Source organism: Pedobacter punctiformis (assembly GCF_027213715.1).
GTDB classification, from domain to species: Bacteria; Bacteroidota; Bacteroidia; order Sphingobacteriales; family Sphingobacteriaceae; genus Pedobacter; species Pedobacter punctiformis.
Genome location: NZ_JAPWGM010000001.1, coordinates 994317 through 1006570, shown reverse-complemented (window position 1 = coordinate 1006570; position 12254 = coordinate 994317). Strand labels below are relative to the sequence as shown.

Here is a 12254-nt window from a genome sequence, read left to right as displayed (position 1 = left end):
AGTTGGCTGATTAATCAAATTAAATATGAAATTATTTACCTTTTGCCTCTTACTTTTAAGCGGAATAATCGCGAAGGCGCAGAATACAGAGGATTACATTGCAGAACATGTAGAATATGCACAAGGTTTAATGCGTGACCATAAAATTCCGGCCAGTCTTATTCTCGCGGTTGCGATACACGAATCTGCATCGGGCAACAGCAGAATTGCTCAGCATTTAAACAATCACTTTGGCGTTAAAGGGCCAAACAATAACACTGAAATCCGTTCTGCTTACCGTGATTATTCAAATGCAGATGAATCTTACAGTCATTTTGTAGAGATTATGGAAACCCGGGCGCCGTTTAATAATCTTTTCAGCAAATATGATCAGTACGATTATAAAGGATGGGCAAAGGGCATTCAGCGTTGTGGTTATGCGCACAGCCGTACCTGGTCTAGTCAGGTTATTGCTTTGATTAAAAAGTATGAGCTGTATCAATATGACGAAAGGCCAGCAGGTTATGAGGAGCCAGTATATACCTCAACAGTTTCTCACCACAAAAAAAGTACAGTCAGCAAAAATCGTAAATCAACCAGCAACTACACGGTAAAATCTGGTGATAATTTAAGTGTTATTGCCAAAAAGAAAGGCACGACCGTTAAAAAACTGATGCAAAAAAATGGTTTAAAGAAGGCCAGCTTAAAACCAGGACAAAAAATTAAAGTATAAATCAGACTTTTATAAACGCAAAAATTTAATAATCACACTATACTTCACCCTTAAAATGAAATCAAAATATCTCTGTTTAGCTTTAATTGTTGTTTTATTTAGTGCATGTAAAACACGCCAATACAGTAAAAACAATAAGCAAATAGAAAAAGCGGCAAACAAAGCCAATAATAACACTTATAAAAGTTATAACACGTTAAGTTATATTGAAGAGTTTAAGGGCGTAGCGATAGAAGAAATGAATGCTTATGGAATTCCGGCAAGTATTACACTGGCACAGGGCATTTTAGAATCGGGTAGTGGAAACAGCGATTTAGCAAAATATGCAAACAACCATTTTGGGATTAAATGTACTTCTGACTGGAAAGGAAAGAATTATTTTCGTGATGATGACCAGAAGAATGATTGTTTCAGGGTTTATAAAGATGCCCGCGAATCTTTCAAAGATCACTCCGAGTTTTTAAAACGTAAACGTTACAGCTTTTTATTCCAGCTGGATAAAAATGATTATAAAAGCTGGGCCCAGGGCCTAAAAACAGCAGGATATGCCACAAATCCAAAATATCCGGATTTACTGATTAATACCATAGAAAAATACCAGCTGAACCAATACGATCAGTCGGAAAGCGAGAAGCAAAAAATTGCCCGTGAGGACCGTGTTTTCAACGAAATCAATGAAAACATCCCACTGGAAAAAAAGAAATTTACACCGGTTGAAACGCCTCCTCCGGGAGCAAAGCCCATTACTGCTGATGGTACATACACCGTAATTAAGGGGGATACACTGTACAACATTTCTAAAAGATTTAATTTAAGTGTTGATGAGTTGAAAATGCTGAACAACATTACAACAGATGGCATAAAATTAGGTCAGGTGCTTAAGGTTAAATAATGTTAATCCTAAACATTGACTGTTGCTTATTTGTAGTTTTGTAGACTAATGAAATTTATTGCTGCTTTTATTTCCTTCTTTTGCCTTTCGGTGATGCTTTATGCCCAACAAAAACCGGTACAGGGAATTGTTATAGACAAGGAAACCAAACAACGGCTGGCAAAGGTTTACATCTACAACATCCGTACAGGCGATGGCTTATACAACAATACCAAAGGCGAATTCAGCACCTTTGCTATTCCCGGCGATACATTGGTGGCTGCTTTAAGTGGTTATGGTGTAGATACGCTGGTGTTTAAGGGCCAGCCTGCAGCCTATTTCCAGTTAAAATCTTTAGGAATCAGGTTAAGAGATGTCCTGATTCAGCAAAAAAGATTAACGCCGCAGCAGCAATATGAAAAAACGATAAAGGAATATCGTTACCAAACCATGAAAGGCAGCAGCAAAGATTTATTAAATTTAGGCAGTGGCGGCGTGGGTTTAGGAATAGATGCCATATATAACCTGTTGAGCAAACAAGGTAGAAATGCCCGTCATTTACAAAAAATACTGGAAAAAGATTATCGGGAAGACCTGATTGACTATCGTTTTAATGCAAATTTAGTGCAGCAGGTTTTAGGCATTAAGGATGCTGAACTTACAGATTTTATGCAGCAATACAGGCCAACCTATCAATTTGTATTGGATGCCAGCGATTATTCTTTTAACTTGTTTATCAGAAACGCATATAAAAGCTATAGGATAAACCCAAGGGCACTTCAATTACCTGCGTTGCCTAAATTAAGTATTGATAAGCTGTGAAAGCACCGATATTAATTATAAAAAAATTGCCTGCAGCCGGAATGGCTATATTTCCTTTTATCCTGGTAAAATCTGCCTACCTCAAAAAAGATCAGGAAATTATCAATCACGAAAAAATCCATCTTCGTCAGCAATTAGAATTATTAATTTTACCTTTTTACACCTTTTATCTCTTCAATTATTTAATTAATCTGATTAAATACCAAAACCACGATTTGGCTTACCGCAATATAATTTTCGAACGCGAAGCCTATAAACACGAAACTGATTTGGACTATTTAAAAAAAGGAAACTGGTTTGGCTGGTTAAGAAACTGGAAACGATAAATGTAAAACTGAACAGCATAATCATTAGGTTAAACCTTTTATCTATAAGTAATTTTCGTTTTCTTTGTAACCAATGAAGAATTATTTAGCCGCACTATTAGTTATTCTAAGCATCTGCTCTAAAAAATTATATGCACAGGAAATTGATACGATCCCAATCAATACAAAAGACCTGAATATAAAATTAAAGCGTAATCCATTGCCCAGCAGACAGGGGCCGCTTAATTTTGAACCCGTAAAACTGAAACCTTTCATTGTAAATGCGAAGGTAAATTACTGGAAAACCAAAACCGCAATCGGTATTAACATTAATCAGGCTGCTTTTAGTGATAACTGGAAAGGTGGGGGAGTAAACTCTTTTGCCGTTGGTGGTTTACTTAACTACAAGGCCGAATACAATAAAAATAGTTACAGTTATGTTAGCGAGGTTATTTTACAATACGGTAAGGTAAAAAACAAAGCACAGTTGCAAAAGAAAACAACCGACCGTATTTACTGGGATAATAAAGCTTCTTTTCAATTATCTAAAAACTGGTTTTTCTTTGGTTCCATAAACTTTGAATCACAGTTTGATAATGGTTATTCTTACAGCACGGTAAACGGTGCCGAAACCGCAACCCTGATCTCTAAATTTATGGGGCCGGGTTATTTAACTGAATCTGTCGGTTTTGAGTATAAACCAAACAAGTATTTTTCAACGCGGATTGGTACCGGTACCGCCCGCCAAACCTTTGTTCTGGATAAAAACCTGGCCGGTGGAAATCCAGCAAAAAACTTTGGTGTTCCAATTGGAAAAACATTTAGAAACGAGCTGGCTTTTCAAATTGTAGCGGCCTTTGATAAAGACATTTTTACCAACACCAATTTAAAAGCACGTTATGCCATGTTTGTTCCGTATGAGGATATTGCAGTAAAAAATGTAGATCACCGCCTGGATGTTGCCTTAACAGCAAAAATTAACCGCTTTATGAACACCAGTTTAACCGGAGTTGTACTTTACGACAGAGATACCGATACGAAGGTACAAGCCAGCCAAACACTGGCCCTTGGCTTTACTTTTATATTTCCGAGATAAGCTTATAAACCTAAAACACCAATTTCCCAAGTTCAGTATTGCAAACCAATAACGGTTAAATTATACCTTCTTTTTCTTCTTCAGATTTAAGTAGTCGATGTAATATAAAACCTTTACTGATATGCTATTATTTTGTGGTGCAGATAAAATTCCATCCAGGTTTTTAGTATATCGTTTAGTATAATAAGGATCGTTTGTCTCAGCCGCATCCTTATACGATAGAGAGAGTTCGCTGCCGGGCGCAAACTGCCAGGTATAAATCAGGTCGATATTAAAAACATTATAATTACGGTCTGTTCCGGTTAATAGTGCCCCCTCATAGTCGGCTAAGTTTCCATCGGGTTTAAGCAAATAAAAGGTTTTATTTCTCCTGTCGCTCCAGTAATGCCTCAATACAACCGTTAAGCCCATTTTATTGGTAAAAGTATATTTCGCATCAAAAGAATTTTCTACAGTCTGTCTGTCATATTTTGAAAAGATGGCTTGATTACCAATTGATTTTACCCAGTTTACATAGTTGTAGTTCGGGTTAAAGTCTAAATCCAGTCCCAATGCAATTTTATCGCTCAGCCTCAGATTCTGAAAGAAGTAAAAATTATACTCTTTTCCTTTAAAGAGTTCCTGTTCACGGTATCGTACATTTCCACCAAAATTGTAAGCTTTAGCCCGGTTTGGATTTATAAATAAGGCCACACTAAACCGTTCCGGTGTTTTATACAACTGGCCGTTTCTGGCTTCGTAAAAATCATTTCCGGATGCGGCGTAACTTAAATTGATTTCTGCAGACCAAAAGTTTTTAAACTCGATATAAGGTCCGCCTTCAACACTAAAACTTTGGTAATCGCCCGGATTAACTCTTCTTGAATACGTTACATTCATATAGTTAAACCACTTATTATACCATGAATGTGGTTTGTAAACATCGTAATGAACCGTTACACCCTGATCCAGAAAGTTATTATTGGTAAAAAAACCCATGTCGGATGGATCGAATTTATGATCGGCATATCGCTGTAAATAATTCCAGGTAAAATTTCCGCTCTGCTTACCTCCTTTAAACTCATAACTATACCCGGTATTACTTTCAGCACCTTTTAAGTAGCTCATTTTAGCATTTCCACTCACAAAGTATTCGTTCTTCTTATTATTCAGGTTAAACATTAAGGCACTTACATTGGCATCGTAAGCACTGCCTTGTCTTAAAACATTGGTATTAATAAAAGTTGCCGAGCTGTTATTTTTTAAAGACTGATCGAAAACTAAAATATTGTAATTGGTTAAAGGTTGAGTTTCAACCTGTCTTATATTTCCGTTTTCATCTTCCACCTCCGTATGCATAGCATTGGTTATCGCGTTAAAAATACCAATCCCCAAGCCCTTTGATGTTCTGCCCGAAACTTTGGTTGCATTTAAAACTTTTGCTTCGCTTTGGTCTTTTATGATTTTATCGTTGGCATTTATACCGCTATAATCGTAATAAGACGGAATAGAACCGATCCGCTTGGAGTAAAACAAATCCCCTTTATTAAACAATTCCGTTCCTTCGGTAAAAAACTGACGGTTTTCATTAAACTTTACCTCAAAAGGGGTTAGGTTTAAGATTCTATTATCAGATTGCACCTGCCCAAAATCGGGCACTAACGTCATGTCTAGCGTAAAACTGTTGCTAATGCCATATTTAACATCCATACCGCCGTTAAAACGGGCTGTTGTATTTTTCACACCTGGTAAATTGGCTGGATAATGATTGATATAAGCCGAAACATAGGGAGAAAAAGATAAACGTAAAGGCGCTTTAATTTCTTTTAAGCCTGTTAAAGTACCACTTTGATTTATAAAACCACTCACCTTTGGATCGACAAAATTCCAGAAGGTTTGCTGGTTGGCTACCTGTCTTTTTCTGATAAAATTTATACCCCAGCTTTGTACATCTTTACTCGAAAAGCGCAGGGCAGAATAAGGAATTTTCATTTCACAAGTCCAGCCTTTATCATCTATTTTAACTGCACTTTCCCAAACGGCATTCCAATTTGGATCTTCATCCGTATCCGGTGAGTATTTTGCATCAAACTGCACACCCGCAGCGGTAACAAAAAAGCCATTGCCATTTCTGCGGTCTAAAAACGTATCAAAAACAACCCCGATAAAATCGGCATTCCCGATATTATCCCGTGTTACCAACTCATGTACAACGCTATCCGGCTTATCAAACATACGGGCGTAGAGGTACACAGCCCCATCATCATACAAAACCTTAACCTCAGTACGTTTTTCGTTACTTTCTACTCTTCCCGGAACCGGTCTGTTTTCTACAAAACCTGTAGCAATAGGTACATCGCCCCAGCAGACATCATCCAATACACCATCTATTTTCGGTGCCTGACCAGTTCTTATGGCTTGAAGTTCTTTAGGTTTTACCGCAGTTTGCGCAAAACTTACTGAATATATAAATGTTAAAAAAAGGATGATGCGAAGTTTCATTTGCTTGGTTTAGTTAATCATAAGACTGTATCCTATTCATTATGTTGCACCGGCGGCAAAATTTATATCCAAAAAGGGATAAAGTTTTGAATTTGAGTTAATAAAAATTACCGTCAAAAATTGATACATTTGCTTTTTATTTGACAACACTGCTTTTTGCTGCGCCTGTTTTGGGTAGCCGGCACAAAGCTTTCAGCATAAAATATAAGATGTTTGATAATTTACAGGACAAGCTAGACAGAGCATTTAAAGTATTAAAAGGACAAGGCAGTATTACGGAAATCAACGTGGCAGAAACCATGAAAGAGATTCGCAAAGCATTATTAGATGCCGATGTTAACTATAAAACCGCTAAAACCTTTACCGATGAGGTTAGACAAAAGGCTTTAGGCCAAAACGTATTAACTTCGGTTTCTCCGGGTCAGTTGCTTACCAAAATCATGAATGATGAACTTGCTGCCTTAATGGGCGGTGAAGTTACTGAGCTGGAAACAAAAGCCAATCCTACCATCATTTTAATTGCAGGTTTAAACGGTGCAGGTAAAACCACATTTGCAGGTAAATTGGCTTTACATCTAAAAGGAAAAGGCAAAAAACCTTTATTGGTTGCTGGTGATATGTATCGTCCTGCGGCTGTTGATCAGTTAGAGGTTTTAGGTACATCTGTAGGCGTATCTGTTTATGCAAACCGCAATTCTAAGGATCCTGTAGCTATTGCTTTGGAAGGTATTGCACATGGTAAACAAAACGGAAATAACGTAATCATTATCGATACAGCCGGTCGTTTAGCGATTGATGAGTCGTTAATGAACGAAATATCAGAAGTTAAAGCCAAAACTCAGCCTCACGAGATTTTATTCGTGGTGGATTCCATGACCGGTCAGGATGCAGTTAATACGGCCAAAATATTTAACGACAGACTAGACTTTACAGGTGTTGTTTTAACTAAACTAGACGGTGATACCCGTGGTGGTGCGGCCCTTTCAATTAAATCTGTAGTTAACAAACCAATTAAATTTATTGGTACCGGCGAGAAAATGGAAGCGCTGGATGTTTTCTATCCAGACAGGATGGCCTCGCGTATTTTAGGTATGGGTGACGTGGTTTCACTTGTTGAGCGTGCACAAATGCAGTTTGACGAGAAAGAAGCGGCAGAATTACAGAAGAAAATCCGTAAAAATAAATTCGATTTCAACGATTTCTATAACCAGATTCAACAAATTAAGAAAATGGGTAATATGAAAGATTTGATGGGTATGATACCGGGTGTGGGTAAAATGATGAAAAATGTAGACATTGAAGATGACGCATTTAAATCAATCGAATCGATCATTCAATCGATGACTCCATTTGAAAAGGAAAATCCGGATAGCATTCAGCAAAGCCGTCGTTTGCGCATTGCAAAAGGCAGCGGAAATAAAGTAGAAGAAGTAACCAAGCTAATTAAACAGTTTGAAGATATGCGTAAGATGATGAAACAATTTTCAAATCCTGCAGCAGCAGCTAAAATGATGAAAGGTATGCCTAAAATGCCTTTCGGAAGATAATAGAAATTTATTTTTTGTTTATAGGAACGCCCAATAATTACTTATTGGGCGTTTTGTATATCTGAATTATAATATTAAGTTTGGATAATCAGATATACGCCATATGCAAAAAAGTTACGAGAAGATATTTTTATATCTTATTGTATTAATTTCTATCTCGCTAAATGCCAACTGCCAAAACAACAGTGGTCAGGCAACAAATAAAAGCCCGGTAAAACTTAATACAGAATATAAAGTAGTCCATGTGCTGGTTGCACTCTGTGATAACAAATATCAGGGAATTGTACCCGTTCCTGCCGCAATTGGCAATGGTCAGGATCCTAAAAATAATTTATACTGGGGCTGCAGTAATGGAATTTATACTTATTTTAAAAAATCAAAAGAATGGACGCTTGTTAAAAGCCAAAAGTTAAACTCAATAAAGCTGGAGCGTGCAATATTTAAACATGTGAGCAAGAATTACTACCTGGTTGCCGATGCTTATGATGGTAAATATATTAAACAAACCACCCTTGATTTTTTTAACAGCACCTCCGGAAAGCTAAAAGATACCCTGCACATCAATAAAAAAATAATAGGTATAAACGGTAACGCACAATTAATTGCCTACATCGGTCACGATGGTTTAATGGATTTTCAGCTAAATGAATCTTTTGCTAATGTTGACGGACAAAAAAGAGATGCAATTATGCTCGCCTGCATAAGCAAAAAATATTTTTCTAATCATTTAACCGCTACTAAAGCTAACCCTTTAGTTTGGACAACAGGCCTTATGTGCCCGGAAGCCTATACCCTGCACGATGCCGTAAAAGGTTATATTAACGGAGAAAAAAATGAGCAAATCAGGTTAAGGGCAGCTATGGCCTATTCAAAATATCAGAAATGCAGTTTAAAGGCTTCAAAAAATTTATTGGTAACAGGCTACTAATTTAAGCATCATTTGTCTATTAATATTGTTATATTAGTAAAAATCAGACAAAGCTGATCTCCATTTATTTACATCCCATTTATCGTAAACAACGAACTAATGCTTGTAAAAACCTATGGAAGTGCCGTTTTCGGTGTAGACGCTTTAACCATCACAGTTGAAGTAAGTATCAGTGCCGGCAATAAATATTATATGGTTGGCTTACCGGATAATGCGGTGAGAGAAAGCCTGCAAAGGGTAGAAAGTGCTATACAAACTTCGGGCTATCGTATGCCCCGACAAAAAATTGTAGTCAATCTGGCCCCGGCCGACATTAGAAAGGAAGGCTCAGCCTACGATTTATCCATTGCGATTGGAATTTTAGCTGCATCAGGACAAATTCCTGCCGATGATCTTGAAAGTTACTTTATCATGGGAGAGCTCTCCTTAGATGGAAATATCCAGCCCATTAAAGGTGCTTTGCCAATTGCCATACAAGCCAGAAACGAGCATTTTAAAGGTTTTATTTTGCCCAAACAAAATGTTCGCGAAGCTGCTATTGTAGATGGCATTGAAGCTTATGGTGTAGAAACTTTAGCGGAGGTTATTGCTTTTTTCAAAAAAAATAGCCCCCTAAAGCCAACCAAAGTTAATACCAGAGAAGAGTTTTTAAAAAACATTGGAAACTATGAACACGACTTTGCTGATGTTAAGGGGCAGGAAAACATTAAACGGGCTTTAGAAATTGCTGCTGCCGGAGGGCATAATGTTATTTTAATTGGCCCTCCCGGAGCAGGAAAAACAATGCTGGCAAAGCGTTTACCAACTATTTTACCACCTTTAAATTTATATGAAGCCCTGGAAACCACTAAAATTCATTCTGTTGCAGGAAAATTGTCAGCAGCCGATGCTTTAATGACAATCCGCCCTTATCGCTCTCCTCACCATACCATTTCTGATGTAGCATTAGTAGGCGGGGGCATAAATCCACAACCAGGAGAAATATCTTTGGCGCACAACGGTGTCCTATTTTTAGATGAACTCCCTGAATTTAAAAGAACTGTTTTAGAGGTGATGCGCCAACCTCTGGAAGACCGGAAAGTTGCCATTTCCAGAGCCCGATTTTCTGTAGAATACCCGGCTAGCTTTATGCTCGTTGCTTCTATGAATCCATGCCCCTGTGGCTTCTACAATCACCCCGAAAAAGAATGTGTATGTGCTCCAGGGGTTGTGCAGAAATATTTGAGTAAAATATCAGGACCGTTATTGGATCGGATTGATTTGCATGTAGAAGTGACCCCTGTTAATTTTAGCGAGTTGGCTTCAACCCGTGAAACAGAAAAAAGTGAATCCATTAGAGCCCGTGTAATTAAAGCCAGAGAAATTCAGGATCTTCGGTTTGAAAACCATGAAAACTTGCATTACAATGCCCAAATGAGCCCGAAAATGGTTCGTAAAGTTTGCAAAATCAGTGATGCCGGACAAACACTTTTAAAAACCGCTATGGAAAAACTCGGTTTATCTGCACGGGCTTACGATAGAATTTTAAAAGTTGCCCGTACCATTGCTGATTTGGCAGGCAGTGAACATGTAGAACTGGAACACCTGGCAGAATCTATCAATTACAGAAGTTTGGATAGAGATGGTTGGGCCAGATAAATAGAAAGGTTTAAACTATATAGATAGAAGAAACTGTGAAATGTAATGATTTTCCTTTAATGGCAATTGACACATTACTTTTCAAGTTGATCTTTTTCAATATCTGCTCTCTAGCGAATAATAGTTAGATCCCGGCAAATAACCTCAAAATACTAACGAATAATGAAACGATCGGATATATAAGAAAATATTCAATTACTTTAAATTTGAAAGGCATTGGTTTAATACCTCATGTAAATAAAGATATGACTAGCATTATTTTTCTCTTGTTGTTAATTCCAATTTTGGTTTTTTTCATTTTTAAAAATATCCGTCAAAGTGTTAGTACACCAACCAGAATTGCAGAGTTTATATTTATTACCTTATTTGTGCTCTCCTTACTGTTATTTTCCTTCATTTGGGCCTTAAACAGTGCGGATTATTACACCCCAATAGATATTGTTGATGGTGGTTATTCCCCGTTTGCATCTCAACATATACTTACGCTCCTGGTATTCTTTGGCTTGTCCATTTGGGCAATTTTTGCGCTTTGGCTAAAAGGAAATAAACTGCCGCCGGTGTTGCTGGTATTGTCACTTGTTTTTTTAACAATAGGCACGGCTATCAGTTTTGCAGTACTTTTACAAGTATCATCAAATACAGAAGCGAATGATATCTCGATTTTCTTAGTCCCTTTACCGGCAAGCTATATCTTAATTTCTATTGTTCTTGGATTTAAAATAGTCCGTAATGAGGTCGAAATTTCGTCCGCCAGAATGTATAAAAATAAGTTCCTCAATTATTTGAACGCTCAAATGGCAAAAACATCTTTGCAACCCGTTTGGGTATTGGCTTTGCTGGTTCCTGTTTTTATATTGGTGGTGAGCATTCTCATATTATTTGGTCAGGATTATAACTCGATTACCAAAGTCTTTACCGAAACCACTACGTGGCAGTTTTCACAAAAAACACATCCTCCTTTTTTAGATCATAAAGGCCATTATTTGTGCACCGTAGCAGTTTGTGGAAATCCTAAAGTAGTAAAACCTTTGCGGCTGGGCAAAAGACATGGACATGAAATAGTAGTTAACCGACAGTTGTTAATTGCCAATGCTTTTGAAGAATTGATACAGGAAACTGCCCCCCATTTACATAAAATGATTAGAAATAGTTATGATAAATATGGTTACCCGCTTTCGAAGAAAATTACCACTCCCGAAAGTTCAAATCTGGTTTATCGATTAATGAAACCGCTTGAATATTTTTTTCTGTTGGTTTTGTACTGTTGCTGCAGTAAGCCCGAAGAGAAAATAAACAAACAATATTCGATTTAAATAATATTTGTGTGTCAAAATGGTTTGGTTCTCTATAAAGAATAAAAAAAATTAAATCAATGAACAACATTACCATAAAATTCCAAAACCCTTTTGAAGAAAATATAAGGGTAATTAACTACATAAATGAAGAGCAAACCATTAAATCATTTTTAGCCATAAATTGGGAGCAGTTAGATATTGATAGTTACGAAAAACACGATGACGTTATACACGATTACTATTTTTTCGATATCGAATTTACCGATAATCTGAATTTTAAGCATAGCCTTAATATTAGTGGTTTGTACACTTATGGTGAAGTTTTGATGGCTCATGGCCCACAATTTTACATTCGATACATAAGACCTGTCGAAAAAACAAGCAGAGGCTTTTTAGGTTTGGGTGCCCCTAAAACAAAAACTGTTTTAAGCGAACTAGAGATGGAAGAATGTGACAAATTGTTCGTTATAGGCTGCTTAGAAGCTTTTTTAAATCGGGATACCGTTTTTTTAGAAAAAACTATTGTGAATAACACAACTTCACGTTTTTAGATTTCTAC

Annotated in this window: 11 protein-coding genes; 10 read left to right on the top strand and 1 reads right to left on the bottom strand. The window is 37.0% G+C overall.

Annotation, left to right across the window (positions count from 1 at the left end):
* Positions 1-25 precede the first annotated feature (25 nt).
* From O0955_RS04530 to O0955_RS04510, 5 genes are all read left to right on the top strand, one after another.
* Positions 26-712, top strand: a complete 687-nt coding sequence (locus tag O0955_RS04530) for a glucosaminidase domain and LysM peptidoglycan-binding domain-containing protein (RefSeq protein WP_269426332.1) — start codon at positions 26-28, stop codon at positions 710-712.
* A 55-nt stretch (positions 713-767) separates the two neighbouring features.
* The gene (locus O0955_RS04525; RefSeq protein ID WP_269426331.1) at positions 768-1604 is read left to right on the top strand and encodes a glucosaminidase domain-containing protein; all 837 of its coding nucleotides are present in this window, start codon (positions 768-770) and stop codon (positions 1602-1604) included.
* Positions 1605-1652: 48 nt separating this feature from the next.
* Entirely contained in the window at positions 1653-2405 is a 753-nt protein-coding gene (locus O0955_RS04520; RefSeq protein ID WP_269426330.1) for a hypothetical protein, read from the top strand.
* The gene (locus O0955_RS04515) at positions 2402-2731 is read left to right on the top strand and encodes a hypothetical protein (protein WP_269426329.1); all 330 of its coding nucleotides are present in this window, start codon (positions 2402-2404) and stop codon (positions 2729-2731) included. The genes O0955_RS04520 and O0955_RS04515 overlap by 4 nt, the downstream gene beginning before the upstream one ends.
* A 73-nt stretch (positions 2732-2804) precedes the next feature.
* Positions 2805-3806, top strand: a complete 1002-nt coding sequence (locus O0955_RS04510; RefSeq protein WP_269426328.1) for a DUF3078 domain-containing protein — start codon at positions 2805-2807, stop codon at positions 3804-3806.
* Positions 3807-3866: 60 nt separating this feature from the next.
* On the opposite strand, the gene O0955_RS04505 is transcribed toward O0955_RS04510, so the two are convergent.
* Positions 3867-6287: a DUF5916 domain-containing protein gene (locus tag O0955_RS04505; RefSeq protein WP_269426327.1), complete on the bottom strand. Its 2421-nt coding sequence runs from the start codon at positions 6285-6287 to the stop codon at positions 3867-3869.
* A gap of 209 nt (positions 6288-6496) precedes the next feature.
* Here O0955_RS04505 and ffh point away from each other — a divergent pair, with 209 nt between their 5' ends.
* From ffh to O0955_RS04480, 5 genes are all read left to right on the top strand, one after another.
* Positions 6497-7834 (top strand): signal recognition particle protein, encoded by a 1338-nt coding sequence (gene ffh / locus O0955_RS04500; RefSeq protein WP_269426326.1) that lies wholly within the window; start codon positions 6497-6499, stop codon positions 7832-7834.
* A 103-nt stretch (positions 7835-7937) separates the two neighbouring features.
* Positions 7938-8762 (top strand): hypothetical protein, encoded by an 825-nt coding sequence (locus O0955_RS04495; RefSeq protein WP_269426325.1) that lies wholly within the window; start codon positions 7938-7940, stop codon positions 8760-8762.
* A gap of 99 nt (positions 8763-8861) precedes the next feature.
* Complete coding sequence (locus tag O0955_RS04490; protein WP_269426324.1) at positions 8862-10400, top strand: YifB family Mg chelatase-like AAA ATPase; 1539 nt, start codon at positions 8862-8864, stop codon at positions 10398-10400.
* Positions 10401-10645: 245 nt separating this feature from the next.
* Complete coding sequence (locus O0955_RS04485) at positions 10646-11713, top strand: DUF6688 domain-containing protein (protein WP_269426323.1); 1068 nt, start codon at positions 10646-10648, stop codon at positions 11711-11713.
* Between the two features lie 59 nt (positions 11714-11772).
* Positions 11773-12246 (top strand): hypothetical protein, encoded by a 474-nt coding sequence (locus O0955_RS04480; protein WP_269426322.1) that lies wholly within the window; start codon positions 11773-11775, stop codon positions 12244-12246.
* Positions 12247-12254: the final 8 nt, after the last annotated feature.

Excerpts from the sequence above, each read along its gene's own strand:
- O0955_RS04530 (WP_269426332.1), top strand. The coding sequence starts at position 26 with ATGAAATTATTTACCTTTTGCCTCTTACTTTTAAGCGGAATAATCGCG.
- O0955_RS04525 (WP_269426331.1), top strand. The coding sequence starts at position 768 with ATGAAATCAAAATATCTCTGTTTAGCTTTAATTGTTGTTTTATTTAGT.
- O0955_RS04520 (WP_269426330.1), top strand. The coding sequence starts at position 1,653 with ATGAAATTTATTGCTGCTTTTATTTCCTTCTTTTGCCTTTCGGTGATG.
- O0955_RS04510 (WP_269426328.1), top strand. The coding sequence starts at position 2,805 with ATGAAGAATTATTTAGCCGCACTATTAGTTATTCTAAGCATCTGCTCT.
- O0955_RS04505 (WP_269426327.1), bottom strand. The coding sequence starts at position 6,287 with ATGAAACTTCGCATCATCCTTTTTTTAACATTTATATATTCAGTAAGT.
- ffh (WP_269426326.1), top strand. The coding sequence starts at position 6,497 with ATGTTTGATAATTTACAGGACAAGCTAGACAGAGCATTTAAAGTATTA.
- O0955_RS04495 (WP_269426325.1), top strand. The coding sequence starts at position 7,938 with ATGCAAAAAAGTTACGAGAAGATATTTTTATATCTTATTGTATTAATT.
- O0955_RS04490 (WP_269426324.1), top strand. The coding sequence starts at position 8,862 with ATGCTTGTAAAAACCTATGGAAGTGCCGTTTTCGGTGTAGACGCTTTA.
- O0955_RS04485 (WP_269426323.1), top strand. The coding sequence starts at position 10,646 with ATGACTAGCATTATTTTTCTCTTGTTGTTAATTCCAATTTTGGTTTTT.
- O0955_RS04480 (WP_269426322.1), top strand. The coding sequence starts at position 11,773 with ATGAACAACATTACCATAAAATTCCAAAACCCTTTTGAAGAAAATATA.